The 18,105-nt window shown below is 62.0% G+C and carries 15 protein-coding genes and 1 pseudogene; 6 read left to right on the top strand and 10 right to left on the bottom strand.

The window, feature by feature from the left end; translation table 11 throughout:
• Positions 1-12: 12 nt before the first annotated feature.
• The 4 genes and pseudogenes from C4N04_RS06105 to C4N04_RS06090 all read right to left on the bottom strand — a co-directional run bounded on the left by C4N04_RS06105 (position 13) and on the right by C4N04_RS06090 (position 6,217).
• Entirely contained in the window at positions 13-1,377 is a 1,365-nt protein-coding gene (locus tag C4N04_RS06105) for a sigma-54 dependent transcriptional regulator (RefSeq protein WP_106795587.1), read from the bottom strand.
• Complete coding sequence (locus tag C4N04_RS06100) at positions 1,367-3,637, bottom strand: PAS domain-containing sensor histidine kinase (protein WP_096762710.1); 2,271 nt, start codon at positions 3,635-3,637, stop codon at positions 1,367-1,369. Before C4N04_RS06100 ends, C4N04_RS06105 begins: the two co-directional genes overlap by 11 nt.
• A 218-nt stretch (positions 3,638-3,855) precedes the next feature.
• Entirely contained in the window at positions 3,856-4,845 is a 990-nt protein-coding gene (locus tag C4N04_RS06095) for an aldo/keto reductase (protein ID WP_077994089.1), read from the bottom strand.
• A gap of 197 nt (positions 4,846-5,042) precedes the next feature.
• Positions 5,043-6,217 (bottom strand): annotated as a pseudogene (locus tag C4N04_RS06090) (MFS transporter).
• Here C4N04_RS06090 and gcvA point away from each other — a divergent pair.
• The 4 genes from gcvA to C4N04_RS06070 all read left to right on the top strand — a co-directional run bounded on the left by gcvA (position 6,184) and on the right by C4N04_RS06070 (position 10,675).
• Positions 6,184-7,344: a transcriptional regulator GcvA gene (gcvA, locus tag C4N04_RS06085; RefSeq protein ID WP_245425538.1), complete on the top strand. Its 1,161-nt coding sequence runs from the start codon at positions 6,184-6,186 to the stop codon at positions 7,342-7,344. The pseudogene C4N04_RS06090 and the gene gcvA sit on opposite strands and share 34 nt — an antisense overlap.
• Before the next feature lie 467 nt (positions 7,345-7,811).
• Complete coding sequence (locus tag C4N04_RS06080; protein ID WP_245425537.1) at positions 7,812-8,822, top strand: alcohol dehydrogenase catalytic domain-containing protein; 1,011 nt, start codon at positions 7,812-7,814, stop codon at positions 8,820-8,822.
• On the top strand, positions 8,809-9,483 hold the full coding sequence (locus C4N04_RS06075) for a cupin domain-containing protein (RefSeq protein WP_077993808.1): 675 nt from the start codon (positions 8,809-8,811) through the stop codon (positions 9,481-9,483). Before C4N04_RS06080 ends, C4N04_RS06075 begins: the two co-directional genes overlap by 14 nt.
• Before the next feature lie 97 nt (positions 9,484-9,580).
• A complete protein-coding gene (locus tag C4N04_RS06070) occupies positions 9,581-10,675 on the top strand; it encodes an FAD-dependent oxidoreductase (RefSeq protein ID WP_106795654.1) in 1,095 nt (364 codons plus the stop codon).
• Positions 10,676-11,048: 373 nt separating this feature from the next.
• Here C4N04_RS06070 and ntrC read toward each other — a convergent pair whose 3' ends face one another.
• The 3 genes from ntrC to dusB are packed head-to-tail and all read right to left on the bottom strand — an operon-like array spanning position 11,049 to position 14,667.
• Positions 11,049-12,500, bottom strand: a complete 1,452-nt coding sequence (ntrC, locus tag C4N04_RS06065; RefSeq protein WP_038688732.1) for a nitrogen regulation protein NR(I) — start codon at positions 12,498-12,500, stop codon at positions 11,049-11,051.
• Entirely contained in the window at positions 12,497-13,651 is a 1,155-nt protein-coding gene (locus tag C4N04_RS06060) for a nitrogen regulation protein NR(II) (protein ID WP_077993809.1), read from the bottom strand. Before C4N04_RS06060 ends, ntrC begins: the two co-directional genes overlap by 4 nt.
• Positions 13,648-14,667 (bottom strand): tRNA dihydrouridine synthase DusB, encoded by a 1,020-nt coding sequence (gene dusB, locus C4N04_RS06055; protein ID WP_106795585.1) that lies wholly within the window; start codon positions 14,665-14,667, stop codon positions 13,648-13,650. Before dusB ends, C4N04_RS06060 begins: the two co-directional genes overlap by 4 nt.
• 143 nt (positions 14,668-14,810) lie before the next feature.
• Between dusB and C4N04_RS06050 the strand changes: the two genes are divergently transcribed.
• Both C4N04_RS06050 and C4N04_RS06045 read left to right on the top strand, forming a co-directional pair.
• The gene (locus C4N04_RS06050; protein ID WP_106795584.1) at positions 14,811-16,028 is read left to right on the top strand and encodes a bifunctional 2-C-methyl-D-erythritol 4-phosphate cytidylyltransferase/2-C-methyl-D-erythritol 2,4-cyclodiphosphate synthase; all 1,218 of its coding nucleotides are present in this window, start codon (positions 14,811-14,813) and stop codon (positions 16,026-16,028) included.
• Entirely contained in the window at positions 16,028-16,528 is a 501-nt protein-coding gene (locus C4N04_RS06045) for a CinA family protein (protein WP_077993813.1), read from the top strand. Before C4N04_RS06050 ends, C4N04_RS06045 begins: the two co-directional genes overlap by 1 nt.
• 18 nt (positions 16,529-16,546) lie before the next feature.
• Here C4N04_RS06045 and C4N04_RS06040 read toward each other — a convergent pair whose 3' ends face one another.
• From C4N04_RS06040 to C4N04_RS06030, 3 genes are all read right to left on the bottom strand, one after another.
• A complete protein-coding gene (locus C4N04_RS06040) occupies positions 16,547-16,999 on the bottom strand; it encodes a type II toxin-antitoxin system RatA family toxin (protein ID WP_077993816.1) in 453 nt (150 codons plus the stop codon).
• A gap of 94 nt (positions 17,000-17,093) precedes the next feature.
• Entirely contained in the window at positions 17,094-17,624 is a 531-nt protein-coding gene (locus C4N04_RS06035) for a cytochrome b/b6 domain-containing protein (RefSeq protein WP_077993818.1), read from the bottom strand.
• Complete coding sequence (locus C4N04_RS06030; RefSeq protein WP_106795583.1) at positions 17,605-18,081, bottom strand: MarR family winged helix-turn-helix transcriptional regulator; 477 nt, start codon at positions 18,079-18,081, stop codon at positions 17,605-17,607. Before C4N04_RS06030 ends, C4N04_RS06035 begins: the two co-directional genes overlap by 20 nt.
• Between the last annotated feature and the right edge of the window lie 24 nt (positions 18,082-18,105).

The raw sequence follows: 18,105 nt of genomic DNA, 5'->3' as shown, positions 1-18,105 counted from the left end.
CGGCATCATGCTTTAGACGCCGAGCGATTTCAGCTTGCGGTGCAGCGCCGAACGCTCCATGCCGACGAATTCGGCGGTGCGTGAGATGTTGCCGCCGAAGCGGTTGATCTGGGCGATCAGATAATCCTTCTCGAACATCTCGCGGGCTTCGCGCAGCGGCAGCGTCATGATGTGATAGTCGTTCTTGGCCGACACCTTCGGCAGCATGTCGCCGAGATCTGTCGGCAGCATGTCGGCGGTGATCGGCGCATCCGGCCCGTCGGTGCGGGCAAGAATCATCAGCCGCTCGATATTGTTGCGCAGCTGGCGGATATTGCCCGGCCAGTCATGCGCTTGCAGCACCGCCATGGCGTCGTCTCCGATGCGGCGCGGACGAATGCCAGCCTGTTCGGAAATCTGCCGCATCAGATGGTCGACGAGGAAGGGAATGTCCTCGCGCCGCTCGGCAAGGGCGGGTACGCGCACCGGCACGACGGCGAGGCGATGATAGAGATCCTCGCGGAACCAGCCTTCGGCGATGCGGCTCTCGAGATTATAGGCGGTCGAGGAGATGATGCGGACATCGACCTTGACGCGCTTGGAGCCGCCGACCCGCTCGAACTGCTGATCGACCAGCACGCGCAGGATCTTGTTCTGCGTCTCGCGCGGCATCTCGCCGACCTCGTCGAGATAGAGGATGCCGCGATGGGCCTCCTCGAGCGCGCCGATCTTGCGCGCCTGGCCGGGCGTGCCCTCGGTTCCGAACAGCGCAACTTCCATACGATCGGGCGTGATGTTGGCGGCATTGATCGCCACGAAGGGGCCGTTGGCGCGGGCCGACTTCTTGTGGATCATCCGCGCCACCAGCTCCTTGCCGGAGCCTGAGGCGCCGAGGATCATGATGCGGCTGTTGGTCGGCGAAACCTTCTCGATCGTCTGGCGCAGCTGCGAGACGGCGACCGAGGTGCCGATCAACTCCAAGGCATCGCCGGTTCGCCGCTTCAGCTCGGAAACCTCGCGCTTCAGTTTAGAATTTTCGAGCGCCCGTTCAGCGATCAGTATCAGCCGGTCGGCCTTGAACGGCTTTTCGATGAAATCGAAGGCGCCGCGTTTGATCGCCGAGACGGCGGTCTCGATGTTGCCGTGGCCCGAGATCATCACGACGGGCAGATCGGGATGGCGGGTCTTGATCTCGTCGAGCAGCGACAGGCCGTCGAGCTTGCTGCCCTGCATCCAGATATCGAGGAAGATCAGCCGCGGCACGCGGTCGGAAATCGCCGCCAGCGCGCTGTCGCTGTCATGGGCGGTGCGTGTTTCGTGTCCCTCGTCCGAGAGAATGCCGGAAACGATCTCGCGAATATCGTGCTCGTCATCGACGACGAGAATATCAGAGGCCATAAACACTTTCCTTGTCATTGGCTGCGGGGGCAGCAGGCGTCGGATCCCGGCGTGGCAGATGCACGCGGATCATGGCCCCTCTTCCCCGGTCAAAATCGGCGGGCGCATCGTGCAGCTCCAGCTGCCCGCCATGTTCCTCGATGATCTTCTTGACGATGGCGAGGCCAAGGCCGGTGCCCTTCTCGCGCATCGTCATATAGGGCTCCAGAATGCTGTGGCGGTTCTCCACCGGCAGGCCGCGGCCATTGTCGATCACGTCGACGGTGAAGCGGTCGCGGCCGGCGTCGAGGGCGGCGCGGACGAGAATCTTGCGCTCGTCCCGTTCATCGCTTGGAACCGCCTCGATTGCTTCCACGGCATTCTTGATGAGATTGCCGAAGGCCTGGCCGAGCATGCGGCTGTCGAACAGGCCCTCCAACGGCTGGTCACCGAAATCCTGCTGGAAGGCGACATGCTGGTTGCCCATCTCACGCAGGAAGATCGCGTCGCGCAGAATCTCGCGCAGATCGCTCGGCTCCTTGGTCGGCTTCGGCATGCGGGCAAAGGCGGAGAATTCGTCGACCATGCGGCCGATATCGCCGACCTGGCGGATGATCGTATCCGTGCACTGGTCGAAAACGGTTCGGTCGTTCTGGTCGATCTGCTTGCCATAGCGGCGCTGGATGCGTTCCGCGGACAGCTGAATCGGCGTCAGCGGGTTCTTGATCTCATGGGCGATACGCCGTGCGACGTCGCCCCAGGCGGTCGAACGCTGGGCAATGACGAGGTCGGTGATGTCGTCGAGCGTAATCACATAGGATTCGCTCATGTCACGCACTTCCTCGCGGGTGACCTGGACGCTCAGCGTCCTGACCGTGCCGCCGCGCACCAGCGCGATCTGCTTGCGGAAATCGCCGCGATGGCGCACCGCCGCCTCGGTCAGCACCTGATCGACCTCCGGCGCAATGTCTGCCAATTGCTTGCCGAGCATTGCGTCGGCCGACAATGACATCAGCGTCTCGGCCGAACTGTTGACGATGGCGATGCGGCGGTCCTGCTCGACGCCGATGACGGCGGCGGTAACACCCGACAGCACCGCCTCGATGAAGCGCCGGCGGTCGTCGACCTCGTCCTTGGCCTCAAGGATCTCGTCGCGCTGGGTGCGGATTTCCGAGATCATCTTGTTGAAGGTGCGCGACAGATTGGCGACATCGCCATCGACGGCATGCACCGGCACGACGATGTCCATATTGCCCGAGGCGACGCTGTCGGCAGCGGTAATCAGCAACCGGATCGGCCGAACGATGCGGTCGGCAACGGCGATCGCCGTCCAGATCGCCGCCAGGAGCACGATCAGCGCAAAGCCGATGTAAAGCACAGCAAAGGCGATCTGCAGCGAGAAACGGTTGGCCTCCATCGAACGGTATTCGGTGGCGTTCTCCTCCATCATGCGCATGGCGCCCATGACCTTGGGATCGACCGCGCGCACCGTGTAGAGGAAGGTACCCTGGATGGCATCGAGCCTGATGATGGCGCCGACAAGGTTGGTGACGCCGGGCGGGATCAGCGTCGGCTGGCCGGCCGCCGCCTTTTGCAGCGCGTCCTGTGGAATGGCCGGCAACGGCTTTTCGGTGGCGATGTCGGCCTGGACCTTTACCGAGCCGTCGCTCTCGACAAGAAAGGCGCCGAGCAAGCCGCGGCCTCTCGCCTGGCGCGTCATCAATTCGGCGAACCCCGTCCTGTCGAGACTGTAGAGGGCGCGGTTGCGCTCCAGGTCGTTGGCCATGGAAACCGTCTGCCCCTGCAGGTAGCTGGCATTCTCCATCATATAGGCCTGGCCGATATTGCGCGACGAGCTGACGATCGACTGGGTGCGTAGGGCAAACCAGCGGTCGAGGCCGGCATTCAGCGTGATGCTGGCGAAGATGGCGACGAGGATCGCCGGCGTGATCGCGACAATCGAGAAGAGCACGACGATGCGGATATGCAGGCGCGCGGCCGCCCTACCCCGGGTGCGGGCCTTGAGCAGCCTTGCCACCTCGCGGCCGATCAACGCCAGCAGCGTCAGCACGAAGAAGGAATTGACGATGACCGAGGTGATGACGACATGCGAGGTCGGCGCAATCGGCGTCAGGCCCAGCAGTATGAAAAGCGTAATCGTGGCGCAGAGGAGCGCGCCGCCGGCGAGCACGAGGCCGGGCACGGCAAAAAGGGCGCGGCGATCGGTCACCGTCGTCACCGCCTCGCCCGCCGCCGCCGGCGCTACCCCATCCTGCGTCATTCGGCCTCTCTTCAGGCAGCGCCCGCCGCCCTGCCCTTCGACCGAAACCAGCCAACGCCGGCTTGAGAAAGCCAGCGCCAAGACGACTCGATCGGGAGCGAAATGTCCAAAACCCTGCGTGACCTTTAAGCAACGCATTGTGGCGAAAATGCAACGCGCCTTGTCACATTGTCAAGCTCCGGTGGAGCCCCGCCTCGGACACTTTTGCGCGACACGCGTCAGAATCGACGTGCACCTTCCGGCTTATTTCCTGCAATTGCATCGATCCGCTCCATCACCTCAGGCGTCATCTTGTGCCGGTGCGAGAGGGCCGCGAGGTTGTCCTGCAGCTGGCTGGCGCGTGAGGCGCCGAGAATGACGGTGGAGACGTTGGAATTGGCGAGGCACCACAGAAGGGCGAGATGGGTGATCGACAGGCCGACATCGCCGGCGAGTTTTGCCAGTTGGCCGACCTGCTGGAGCTGGGCGCGGCCGGCATCGCTCGACCACTTCTCCTTCAGCCATTCATAGCCGGGCAGGTTCATGCGGCTGTCGTCCGGCACGCCGTTATTGTATTTGCCGGTGAGCACGCCCGAGGCGAGCGGCGACCAGATGGTGGTGCCGAGGCCGATAAGGTCATAGAGGGGGAGATAATCGGCCTCGACCTTCTGGCGCTCGAAGATGTTGTACTGCGGCTGCTCCATGGTCGGCGGCGTGATGCGCAGGTCCCGGGCAACGGCGTAGGCTTCCGTTAGTTGCTGCGCCGACCATTCCGATGTTCCCCAATAGAGCACCTTACCCTGGGCGACGAGATCGTGCATCGCCCGCACAGTTTCCTCGATCGGCGTGTCGATGTCAGGGCGATGGCAGAAATAGAGGTCCAGATAATCGACCTGAAGCCGCTTCAACGCTGCATGGCAGGCGTCGGTCACATGCTTGCGCGACAGGCCGCGCTGCGTCGGCTTCTCCCCTCCCCAAAAGACCTTGCTGGAGACGACGTAGCTGTCGCGGCTCCAACCCAGCGCCTTCAGCGCCTCGCCCATGACGATTTCGGACTTGCCGCTCTCATAGCCTTCGGCATTGTCGAAGAAGTTCACCCCATTATCGTAGGCAAGCCTCATGAGGTCGACGGCGTCACCGCCGTCCACCTGCTTGCCGAAAGTCACCCATGAGCCGAAGGAGAACTCGCTCACCTTCAGGCCCGACTTTCCCAAACGACGATATTCCATCATGCAGCTCCCGCAGGTTTTGAGCATGTGCCGGCCGGTGCCGGCCTCGACATTCACACAATCGATCAACGACCGACCGGCTTAATCTATGGCATGAACAACGATAGGCGAGCCTCGGCGCAACAACCTGCTTAAACCAGCCCCAAGAAAAACGCTCAATGCGGTTTTGATGCCTCCTCGATACCTCTAACTGCCAATCACGCCCGCGCCGACTGCCATACAAGCGGAACGAGCACCAGGGCGACGGCGGGATGACGAACCAGTTCACCGTCTCCCAGCCGGAGCTGAACATCAGCGAGCCCGAGAAGAACGAAGCCATCGCCACGGTCCCGAACACGACGAAGTCGTTTGCCCCTTGGACTTTGCCCCGTTCCTCAGGCGTGTGGCAATCCGACACCATTGCCGTCGCGCCGATGAATGCAAAATTCCAGCCGATGCCGAGGAGGATCAGCGAACCCCAGAAATGTCCGATGTCGAGACCGGATAGCGCCACCATCGCCGAGCCGCCGATCAAAAGCAGTCCGACGGCGGTGATCTTCTCTTTGCCGAAACGCGCCATCAAACGACCGGTCATGAGGCTCGGAGCATACATGGCAAGAACATGCCACTGAATGCCGAGCGCCGCATTGTCCATCGAATGGCCGTGACCGACCATTGCTATCGGCGCTGCCGTCATGACGAAGGTCATGAGACCATAGGAGACGACGCCCGCGGCCACCGACAGGACGTACCGGGGCGTGGTGAGTATCTCGGATAATCTACGTCCGCCACCGCCGCGGCCAGTCTTCGCTGCAGGAGGCGTGCTGCGGTAGGCCAGAAGCAGCGGGATCGCGAGGAGCGCCAGGCCCGCCTGGCTGACAAAGCTGCCGGCGAAGGCAAAGCCGGGCACGGAATCCCGCGTCCAGATGACGAGCTGCGGCCCGATGATAGCAGCAAGCAGCCCGCCCACCATGACGCGGGAAATAGCCTTGTCCCGCTGCGATCCCGACATCTCGTCGCCGGCTGCGAACCTATAGCTTTGAACATAGGAGCCATAAAAGCCGGCAGCCATTGTTCCCAGGCAAAAGATCAAGAACAGATTCGCGATGATCCCGAAAGCGGCAATCAAACCGCCTGATATCCCCAGGAAGGCTCCAAGGATATAGGCATTGCGGCGGCCCAGACGGCGCATGAAGTAAGCGGCTGGAAGGGTGCCGAGCGCCAGCCCGACATTGTAGAGACTGACGGGAAGTGTGGCGAGCGCCGGGTTCGAGGAGAGATGCTGTCCGACCAATCCACCCAGGGAAATCACGATCGGACCATTGGCGCCGCCAAAAACCTGGCTTCCCGCCAGAATGTATGTGTTTCGGTTTTTGGCGCGTTCATCGATCAAGCTTCACCTGCAATTCGTTCTGCCAGACCGGCGCCCGCAGCGGCGACTTCCCGGACTTGTCTCGAATAGAAAAACTGACCCATAATGCAAGAAAGGGGCCGGCACCCCTCGCGACATCGCCATGCGAAGGCGGAGGCAATTTAGAGTTTCACCCCGTTCTGACAACATCGAAAAATTCCGCTCACGACAAAGAAAACATTTCCATGAAATCGCCCGTCTATCTCAATGCTCTCCGCGCGTTCGAAGCCAGCGCCAGGCATGGCAGCTTCGTCGAAGCCGCCGCCGAGCTCAATGTGACGGCTCCTGCCGTCGGACAGCTCGTGCGCGGCCTTGAAGAATGGCTCGGCACGCCGCTCTTTTATCGAACGGCGACGGGGAAAACCCGGCTGATGCCAACGGAGGCGGCAAACCGGGCCTTGCCTGACATCCGGGAAGGATTGGATCGACTGAGCCTCGGACTTGAGCGCCTGAAGGAAGGGGCGGCCGGCCGGGTCCTCACGGTCACGGTCAGTCCCGCTTTTGCGGCAAAGTGGCTGCTTCCCAGAATCGAGCGGTTCCAAGCGAGGGTACGGGAGGTCGATATTCGCTTGGACACCAGCCTGAAGCTGGCCGACTATGCTGCCCAGGGCATCGATATCGGCGTCCGATACGGCGCCGGTGATTGGCCCGGCCTGGTTTCGGAGAAATTGATGGAGGAAGAGGTTTTTCCAGTGTGTTCTCCGACGCTGAGGGGCTCCCTTAAATTACAGCAGCCGGATGAACTTGCTGCCTGCACGCTTATTCACGACGTCTCGGTCGATCCGAGTTCCGGCTTCATGACCTGGGATTTGTGGTTCAAGACGGTCGGCTCTACGCAGACGACGCAGCCAAGGGGCTTAACCATCAACAATTCGGCAGCTGTGCTGCAAGCCGCAATCGATGGGCGTGGCGTTGCTTTGGCCCGAAGTATTTTGGCGCATGACGACCTTGCGGCCGGCCGGCTGGTCAGACTGTTCCCCGATCGGTCGGCCGCTTCGCCGCTGGCCTATTACGTCACCTATCGGCCCGATTTTGCCGGACTGCCGCGCCTTGCCGCATTCCGGGACTGGCTGTTCGAGGAAGCGCTCGCCGAGCGGCCCGCGGCCTGAATAGTTTTTCTTTCCGATCGACGAAGAACTTCGCGTTTGCGAGTTCGTGCAGCTTCGATCAATCCTCACATCAGTGGAGTGTCTCCGGCGGCGCTGTGGGCTGGGCGCGACGCAATTGCGGTTTGCGGAGACACAAAGTTTTTCTTTCAATCAAATCCCTGGCGCTCTCCGCCGGTGTTTTGGGAAGCAGATCGATCATGTTGAACAACGGGAGCTGCCTTCGGGGCGGCCAATGACCCTTCCTGTCATGATTGTTGGTGGCGGTATTGCGGGCCTGACGGTTGCTCATCCGGTTCCGAAACCAGCATGACCAACCCGGGTTACCTGGAAGGCGGGGCTGAAGCGGCTCTGTGGGTCGCGGCTGACAATGAACGGACACGGCAGAGCCTTGCTAGGCAACCGGCCTCGGCATCCACCTTGTGACATTCCAGGAGGTTCAAATGAAACGGACATATCGCGCGATACAGGTGACGAGCCCGGGCACGCTCGAGTTGGTGGAGAGGCCAATTCCGACGCCGGGCGACGGCGAAGTGCTGATTGAGGTCGACGCCTGCGGAATCTGCGGCGCAGACGCCAAAGACATTGAGGGCCCGGACACCAATGGCCGTTTGCCCCGAGTGCCGGGACACGAGGTGGTCGGCAGGATTGCCGCCATAGGACGAGGGACACCCGGGCGATGGAAGATCGGCCAGCGTGTTGGCGTCGGCCGGCTTGGCGGTCATTGCAATGAATGCGACGCGTGCCGCGGTGGCCAATTTCAGCTGTGCACGAACCAGCCGATCGTCGGCGCGACCTGTGACGGCGGCTATGCCGAGATGATGATCGCCCGCAATACCGGGCTTGTGGCGATACCCGACGAACTCACGGCCGAGGAGGCCGCGCCGATCCTCTGCGCGGGGCTGGCGACCTTCAACGCGCTGAAGAAATGTGGTGCAGAAGCCGGCGACGTCATGGCGATTGTCGGCATAGGCGGTCTTGGCCACATGGCGCTGCAGTATGCCCGCAAGATGGGTTTCAAGGTGATTGCCATCGGACGGGGCGACGACATTGCTGACGACGCCAGATCGCTTGGAGCATATGATTATATCGATGCCGCGAGGGAAAACGCAGTAGAATGTCTGCAGCGCCTTGGTGGTGCGAAGGCCGTTATTTCCACCATCGGAGATCTTCAGATGGTTTCGGCACTCATGCCAGGTGTCGCGGCTCAAGGCCGGCTTGTCGTCCTTGGAATCGGAAAGGACCCTTTGGCGGTGTTGTCAAGACCGCTGGTCGGCGGTGAGCGCAGCGTGTTGGGTTCGATCACCGGAACGCCTTTCGAGAACGAAAAAACCTTGGACTTTTCCGTCCTCGTTGGCGTGCGTCCCCAGTTCGAGACCATGCCGTTCGAACAGGCCGCGAGCGCTTTCGAAAAGATGAAGTCCGGTGGCGTCAAGTTTCGAGTGGTGCTGACCATGGAGAAAAACGATGCGTCTGAATGATGATTTCACCAAGCCGACGGTCGTGCACGCCGCGAAACTGGATTGGGTCGCCAGTCCGGCTCGCGGGGTCGATCGCCGGATGCTTTATCGCGTCGGCGAGGAAGTGGCTCGGGCGACGTCGATTGTCCGCTATGCCGCAGGCAGCGTATTTCCGTCTCATACCCACACGGGCGGTGAGGAAATATTGGTGCTCGATGGGATATTCGAGGACGAACACGGTCGTTTCCCGGCCGGATCATACTTCCGAAATCCGCCGGGTACGTCGCATGCGCCTGCATCCGCTGACGGCTGCACCATCTTCGTCAAGCTCTGGCAGTTTCGCGAGGGCGACGAGGCGCAAATCGTGCGCAGAACGGGTGAAGGAGAGCCTGGACTTCAAAACGATGCCGTCACCGCAACGATCCTGTTCGATGACGGTCATGAGCAGGTCTATCTGCAAAGGTGGGGTAGCAGCGCCTCGATCAGACTCTCGAATCATCGTGGATTGGAGCTGCTGGTTCTCGAAGGCGAGCTGTCCGTCGGCGCGCAACGACTTGTATCCCAGAGCTGGATGCGGCTGCCCGCAGGCGAAAACCTGATGACGAGCGCCGGTGCACAGGGTGCCTATGCTTGGATCAAGGACGCGCCATTGCAGCATGCCGATGTTTTGAAACTCCCCTAGCAAGGCAACCTCTGTGCTTTGACTAGACGCCGGCCCGTGCGTGCCCGCGCTGAATTCGCCCGCATCCGCATTCTGCCGGTAAGCCAGAGGTATGTTGATGAAAAGATACCAAGTCGCGATTGTCGGCGGAGGGCTCGCTGGGCTCTGCGCCGCACGGGCCTTGAATTCGAAGGGCGTCGACTTCCTTTTGTTCGAAGCTAGAGATCGACTGGGCGGTCGCATCCTGACGACAGATGAACATGGGATTGCCTCCGACAACGGGTTCGATCTCGGTCCGTCCTGGTTCTGGCCGATGATGCAGCCGGAGCTTGCCGACCTGGTGCTGGAACTTGGGCTTTTGTCGTTCGCGCAAGCCAACGACGGCGATGTGATCTTCGAGCGAATGTCGCGCGAAGGACCGCAGAGGTATCGTCCTGTCGAACAGCAAGGAAAATCTCTTCGCTTGACCGGCGGGTCGGCGGCGCTGGTGCGTGCTTTGGAACGAGACATCCCTGCGGGCAAAATTCAACTCAATACCCATGTGTCGGCGATGGCGCTTACCGGTGACGGTGTCGAGATTACCTCGAACGCTGCGGACGGCACGGCCGCAGTGATCCAGGCGCAGCAGGTCATTTGCGCCCTGCCGCCTCGACTGCTTGAGGCGAATGTGACGTTCACGCCGCAGCAGGACCAATCCACCTTGGCTCGCTGGCGGGATACGCCGACCTGGATGGCGCCACACGCCAAGTTTTTCGCGATCTATGATCGGCCTTTCTGGCGCGACGGCGGGTTGTCGGGAACCGCCCAGAGCATGGTTGGCCCCATGGTCGAAATGCATGACGCGACCCTCGCGGATGGAAAGGCAGCCCTCTTCGGCTTCATCGGCACCGGCGCGGATCAGCGAGCGGCACTCGGCGAAGAGCTGTTGAACAAGGCCTGCCTTGCTCAGTTCGGGCGAATTTTCGGCGCTGGCGCATTGGAGCCGCGCAGCACTATTTTGAAAGACTGGGCAGCCGATCCATTGACTGCCACAAGCCGTGACCGCGTCGCGGCGGGACACCTATCGGCCGAGGACACGAATTGGATGTCGGGACGGTGGAGCCGGCGGCTGGCCATGGCCGGCAGCGAGACGAGCGCGATTGAACCCGGCTTTCTTGCCGGGGCCGTAGCCGCTGCGAAACAGGCTGTTTCGGCGGTTGTCTCGTCACTCTGACCGCGAAGAGCTACTTCCTCAATGACCTAAGCCCGACGGAAGCAACGGCGATGACGCTCCTTGGAACGAATTAGCAACATCCGGGCGAAATCGGGCCGCCGTCGCCCGCTGACCGGCCCATGCCATCCACCTGTTATCCACAGCTTATCCACAGGCGTGGTGGCGGCGACCGCAGCAACTTCAATGACATTTGCGCGGCGGCAAACAATAGCTCGCAAATACTATGTGACTATCAAATGACACTGCGTTTTTGTTTTCCGGCGCAGATACAAACCGTGACGGGGCTGCGATAGATTTAATTTTGTTCCCGACCGTGGCGGCGGATACTGGGAGGAGGAGGCGGTGGGCAAACGAGGAGCCCACCGCCTTTTTTTCAGGCCGTGCGGGAGCTTCTGTAAACCGAAACGCCGAGTTCCCTGATCTTCTTGCGCAATGTGTTGCGGTTGAGGCCGAGGAGATCGGCCGCCTTGATTTGGTTGCCGCGCGTTGCCGTGAGCGCAGCAAGGATCAACGGGTATTCCATCTCGGTCAGCACCCGGTCATAGAGGCCGGGCGGCGGCAGGTTTTCGCCGAAGCTGGAGAAGTAGGTGCGCATGTTCTCCTCGACCGCTTGCGCGATCGTCATCGAGCCGTTGCGGATCGGCCCCTTGTCGATCGGGCTGTCGGGAACGTCGGAGCGCAGCTCGGCATCGATGATCTCGCGGGTAATGACATCCTGCGGATAGAGCGCCATCAGGCGGCGGATGAGGTTTTCCAGTTCGCGCACATTGCCCGGCCAGGCATAGGCCTTCATCAGTTCCAGCGCCTCCTGATCGAAGCGTTTGGAGCCGAGGCCTTCCTTTTCGGCCTGCTGGATGAAATGGCGCACGAGATCGGGAATATCCTCGGCGCGGTCGCGCAGCGGCGGCAGGCGCAGCGGCACGACGTTGAGGCGGTAATAGAGGTCCTCGCGGAAGAGGCCCTGGTTGATCGCCTGCTTCAGATCCTTGTTGGTGGCGGCGACGATGCGCACGTCGGTGCGGATCGGCGTGCGGCCGCCGACGGTGGTGTATTCGCCCTGCTGCAACACGCGCAGAAGCCGGGTCTGGGCGTCCATCGGCATGTCGCCGATCTCGTCGAGGAAGAGCGTGCCGCCTTCGGCCTGCTCGAAACGGCCGGTCGAGCGGGTCTGCGCGCCGGTGAAGGCGCCCTTCTCATGGCCGAAGAGCTCGGATTCGATCAGGTCGCGCGGAATGGCCGCCATGTTGATCGCGACGAAGGGGCCGTTGCGGCGCTTGCCGTAATCATGCAGCGCGCGGGCGACAAGCTCCTTGCCGGTACCGGATTCGCCGGTGATCATCAGCGTCAGATCCGTCTGCATCAGACGGGCGAGCACGCGGTAGATTTCCTGCATCGCCGCCGACCGGCCGACGAGCGGCATGCCGTCCTGCATATCCTCTTCGAGCTTGGCGGGCTTGCGCTTCGGCTCGGCGAGCGCGCGGCCGATGATGCCGATCAGCTCGGTCAGGTCGAAGGGCTTCGGCAGATAATCGTAGGCGCCCTTCTCCGAAGCCTTGATGGCGGTCATGAAGGTGTTCTGCGCGCTCATGACGAGAACCGGCAGATCGGGACGCGCCTTCTTGATGCGCGGCAAGAGGTCGAAGGCGTTTTCGTCAGGCATCACCACGTCGGTGACGACAAGATCGCCCTCGCCCGCCGAAATCCAGCGCCAGAGGGTAGCGGCGTTGGAAGTGATGCGAACGTCATAGCCGGCGCGGCTCAAAGCCTGATTGAGCACGGTGCGGATCGCCGCATCATCATCTGCAACGAGGATCGTGGCTGTCATCGAGAAGGTCCTGTCGAGCTTGCGGAAGAGGCATCCTCGAGCGAAACGTCTTTCGACGCCGGCATGAGAACGCGGAAAGTCGTGCGGCTGTTCTGGCTGTCGCATTCGATGATGCCGCCGTGATCACCGATGATTTTGGCGACCAGCGCCAGGCCGAGTCCGCTGCCGTTCGTCTTGGTGGTGATGAAGGGATCGAAGAGATGCGGCAGCAGATCGGCGGGAACGCCGGGGCCATTGTCGTGAACGCAGAATTCCAAGGGCAGCGAGATCTTTTCACGGGTGCCGGCGACGGAAAGACGGATGCCCGGGCGATAGGCGGTCGTCAGCATGATCTCGCCGTCCGCCCGATCGCCGACCGCTTCGGCGGCGTTCTTCACCAGATTGAGGAAGACCTGGACGAGCTGGTCGCGATTGGCATAGACGGCCGGCAGCGACGGGTCGTAGCTTTCGGTGACGCGGATGTTGCGAGCAAAACCGGCCTTGGCGACGGCCTTCACATGATCGAGAACGGAATGGATATTGACCGGCATGCGGTCAACAGGACGTTCGTCGGAAAAGACTTCCATGCGGTCGACCAGCGAGACGATGCGGTCGGTCTCGTCGCAGATCAGCCGGGTCAGCGCCCGGTCGTCGTCAACCGCGGACTGTTCGAGCAGCTGGGCGGCGCCACGGATGCCGGAGAGCGGGTTCTTGATCTCATGCGCCAGCATCGAGGCGAGACCGGTCACCGAGCGGGCGGCGGCGCGATGCGTCAGCTGCCGGTCGATCTTGTCGGCCATCGATCGTTCCTGAAACACGATGACGACGGCGCCGGGCTCGCTGAGCACCGGGGCGACGTAGAGATCGACGAGCTTGTCCTGGCCGAGGCGGGGCGAACTCAGGTCGACGCGATATTCGTTGACCGGCGCCTTGCGCTCCCGCACCTGATCGATCAGGGCGAGCAGCGGGCTGCCGAAGGGAATGAAGGTGGAGATGCGGTAACGCGCCAGATGCGGGGCGCTGGCGCCGAAGAAGGCTTCCGCCTCCCAATTGGCGAAGGCGACGAAGCCGGATTCGTCGACCATGACGACCGGGTTCTGGATGGCGTTCAGCACGGCCATGGCGACGGTTCCCCCGGTCTGATCGGGCGGAGATATCGTATCCTTCGTCATGCCGCCTCCCGGCTATCGACAAGAGCTGCATCAAGCGCATCGTAAAGGCGCGCGGCCACCTCGCCCGGATCGCGCGAGGTCATGATCGCAGCCTTCTCGCCGTCGGCCAGCGCGGGGGCAAACCGCTCGAGATACCAGCCGAGATGCTTGCGGGCATGGCGGATCGCCACCGCCTCGCCGTAGAAATCGAGCATCATCCGGTAATGTTCGACGGCGATATCGGCAATGTCTTCGCGCCGCGGCTCCGCGGCACCGGCAAGCACGCCGGCATGCCACGGCCTGCCCTGGCAGCCCCTGCCGATCATCACGGCATCGGCGCCGGAACGGCGCAGGATTTCCTGCGCATCCGCGGCGGTTTCGACATCGCCATTGGCGATCAGCGGGATGGAGATAACTTCACGGACGGCACGGATCGCATCCCAATCGGCGCGGCCTTGGTAGAATTGCATGCGGGTCCGCCCATGAATGGTGACGAGCTGAATACCGGCGGCTTCGGCGCGGCGCGCAATGTCGGGCGCGTTGATGGAATTCTCGTCCCAGCCAAGGCGCATCTTGAGCGTCACCGGAATGTCGACGGCCTTGACCGTCGCCTCGATCAGGCCGAGCGCATGATCGGGGTCGCGCATCAGCGCCGAGCCGGAATAACCGCCGATCACCTTCTTTGCCGGGCAGCCCATATTGACGTCGATGATATCGGCGCCGTGATCGGCGGCGATCTTCGCCGCCTCCGCCATCCAGTGCGCCTCCCGGCCGGCAAGCTGCACCATGTGCGGCCGGAAGCCCGCCGCCTTGAGCCGCGACCAGGATTCGGCCGTGTCGTTGACCAACTCGCGGCTCGCCACCATCTCAGTGACCACGAGCCCGGCGCCAAAGCGCCAAGCCAGCTCGCGGAACGGCACGTCCGTGACGCCGGACATCGGCGCCAGCACAACCCGGTTCCGCACGGATACGGATCCGATTCGGAGAGGCGCTGCGAGGTCCTTGCAAATCAAATGATTATCTTTCAGGCACACCATGTAACTGCATTATTTTTAGCCATAGATCCATGGCTTTGCCAAGGGGGCTTGGATCGGAATCGATATTTTTCGGGCAGATGCTGGAAAAGGCCCAAGCAAGAGGTTAGAGCACTCCGGTCAATTCCGCATATTTTAGGGGATTTATGCTGCAAATGCCGTCCAAGCAACCGATATCGGCCGGAATTGTCATCGTTGCCGCCGGCCGCGGCGAGCGGGCCGGATCCTCCAAGGACGGTCCCAAGCAATATCGCCTGATCGGCGGCAAGCCGGTTATCGCCCATACGCTTGAAAACTTCATGACATGGGAGCTGGCGACCGAGATCGTCGTCGTCATTCATCCCGATGACGAGGCGCTGTTTGCCAAGGCGTTTCGCCATATCATTTCGGCAACGCCGATCGAAATCGTGCATGGCGGCCCCACCCGGCAGCAATCGGTGCTGGCCGGCCTTCGATACCTCAAGGACAAGCATGTCAGCCATGTGCTGATTCACGATGCGGTGCGGCCCTTTTTCGACCACGCGCTTCTCGACCGCATTGCCGAAAGCCTTGGCAACGGCGCGGCGGCAGTGCTGCCGGCCATGCCGGTAACCGATACTCTCAAACGCGCCGACGGCGCCGGCACGGTGCTGACGACGGTTTCACGCGAGCAGCTTTATTCGGCGCAGACGCCGCAATCCTTCGCTTTCGAAACCATTCTCGACGCGCATGAAAAGGCGGCGGCGAGCGGGCGCAGCGATTTCACCGACGATGCCTCGATCGCCGAATGGCTGGGCATTCCGGTGACGATCGTCGAGGGCACGGGAGATAACGTCAAGCTGACTGTTAAAAGCGATATTGTCATGGCCGACGACAAGCTGTCGGCGTCGCTGCTTCCTGATGTGCGCACCGGCAACGGCTACGATGTGCACCAGCTCGAAGCAGGCGACGGCGTCACGCTCTGCGGCGTGTTCATTCCGCACGACCAGAAGCTGAAAGGCCATTCGGATGCCGACGTGGCGCTGCATGCGCTGACCGACGCGCTGCTTGCCACCTGCGGCGCCGGCGACATCGGCGATCATTTCCCGCCATCCGACCCGCAGTGGAAGGGAGCGGCTTCGCGGATCTTCATCGAGCATGCCGCGCGAATCGTGCGCGAACGCGGCGGCACGATCATGAATGCCGATGTCTCGCTGATCGCCGAGGCGCCGAAGGTCGGCCCGCATCGCGAGGCCATGCGGGCGAACCTGTCGGAATATCTCGGCATCGATCTCGAGCGCTGCTCGGTCAAGGCGACGACCAACGAGACGATCGGCTTCGTGGGCAGGCGCGAAGGCATCGCGGCGATCGCCACGGCGACCGTCGTCTATCGCGGGAGGAAATGATGAGCCCTTTCCCTCCAGATATCCTTACGGCGGCAGAGGCGATCATCCGTGACTTCACCGCGGCAGGGCTGATGGTGTCAACCGCCGAATCCTGCACCGGCGGGCTGATATCAGGCGCGCTGACGGAGATATCCGGCTCATCCGCCGTCGTCGACCGCGGCTTCGTCACCTATACGAATAGCGCCAAGACCGAGCTGCTCGGGGTGCAGGCGGAAACATTGCTGCGTTTCGGCGCAGTCTCCGAGGAGACCGCCCGGCAAATGGCGCACGGCGCCCTCTTCCGCTCGCGCGCCGATATCGCCGTCGCCGTCACCGGCATTGCCGGCCCCGGCGGCGGATCAGCCGAGAAGCCGGTCGGCCTCGTGCATCTCGCTGCCAAATCGCGCGCCGGCGTCCTTATCCATCGGAAAATGCTCTATGGCGACATCGGCCGCAGTGAGGTTCGGCTGGCAACGGTCAGGACGGCGCTGGAGATGGTGCGTTTGCTGCTCACGCATTGATGTGCCTGCAACCGGCCGTCAGACCGGAGCGTAGATCTTACTCGCGCGCGTTTCGAAGGCTTCGGTGAACATGCGGAAGGCGCGGTCGAACATCGAGCCCATCAAAGCGCCAAGGATGCGGCTTTTGAATTCGTAATCGATGAAGAAATTGATGGTGCAGCCGCCAGCCGGTGTCTCGATGAAATGCCAGCGATTGTCGAGATATTTGAACGGACCGTCGATATATTTGACTTCGATGACACGCTCGGCCCGGTTCAACAGCACCTGGGTCGTGAAGGTCTCGCGGATCGCCTTGTAGCCGACGGTCATATCGGCCACGAGCAGGATCCTGCCGTCACGCTCCTTGCGGCTTCTGACCGACAGCGCCTCGCAAAGCGGCAGGAACTCGGGATAACGTTCGACATCGGCAACGAGATCGAACATCTGGTCGGGCGTATGCGGTACGGAACGGTGCGTTTCGAAGTGCGGCATAGGCGGCACTTAAGCGGCTGCGCCAAGAAGATCAAGAAGCTGGCGCATACGACGGCGGGATTTTAGCTGAGAACGGGGCGAAGGCGGCGCGGTCTCAGCGCCTATACCACATACGCTGGAGCAACCTGTCGCTGCGGACGAACTGATGGAACAGTGCCGCTCCAATATGTGCGGAAAGCAGTGCCAGCAGGAGATTTGCCCCAAGCCCATGCGGCAGGCGCGGCGGATAGAGATGGAAGTTCGGCAATTCCGTGCCAGCACCGAATATGGCTTGCGCCGCGCCGCTCAGCGCGATGATGCCGACGCCGCTCGCAATCATGCCGAGGATGACCACGTAGAAGGCAAGATGGACGGCGCGGGCCAGCCACTCTTGCCACGAGGGCGCGCCCTGAACAGGCAGCGGCTTCCTGTCGAAAAGCCACCACCACACGATGCGGCACACGGTCAGCAGAAGAACCATGATCGCCGCTGGGATATGAACACGAAGGAGCGCCACCTTTGCGACCGGTTCGACGATATTGCCTGCTCGAAAGCCGGAGACGAGGGCAACGAGCAAGAATATGGCGGTCAGCCAATGCATGGAGACGGCGATGGCGCCGTAGCGATCAGTCGTGCTTTTCAGCATCAATTTCTCCTTCGAGACTGTGCCGCAGCCTCGTCATGACGCGATGTGCGGTTTGGATTTCGGCAAGTGAAAGCCCTGCGGCCATGGCGTTGACGCGCGGGTTGTAGGCTGCGATCGCAGCATCGTAGGTTTGTCGTCCTTTGTCGGTCAGCACGACGAGCTGCGCCCGCCGGTGATGCGGATTGGGTTCAAAGGCGACCAGCCCCTCTCCGTGCAGATCATTGACGATGCGCTGCACGTTCTGGCGGTTGGCACCAAGGTCCCGGGCCAGCCATGCCACCGGCTGCGGCCGATCCGCATAGACGATGGCCCCGAGGATTTGCCAGCGTGCGCTGGTCAGCCCATAGGCCGCCACAAGTCTGTCTCCCCAGGTCAAGGTCAAGTTATTCACCCGAAACATTGAAAGGATCAGTTCCGTCAAGGCGTCGCCTGTCGTGGTTCTCGTCGCTTCATCCATTTGTCACCATATATTGTTATTGAC

This window comes from Rhizobium sp. H4, assembly GCF_003013335.1.
Taxonomy (GTDB): domain Bacteria; phylum Pseudomonadota; class Alphaproteobacteria; order Rhizobiales; family Rhizobiaceae; genus Rhizobium; species Rhizobium sophoriradicis.
Note: the sequence above shows the minus strand (reverse complement) of the source record. Positions and strands in the feature narration are given on the sequence as shown.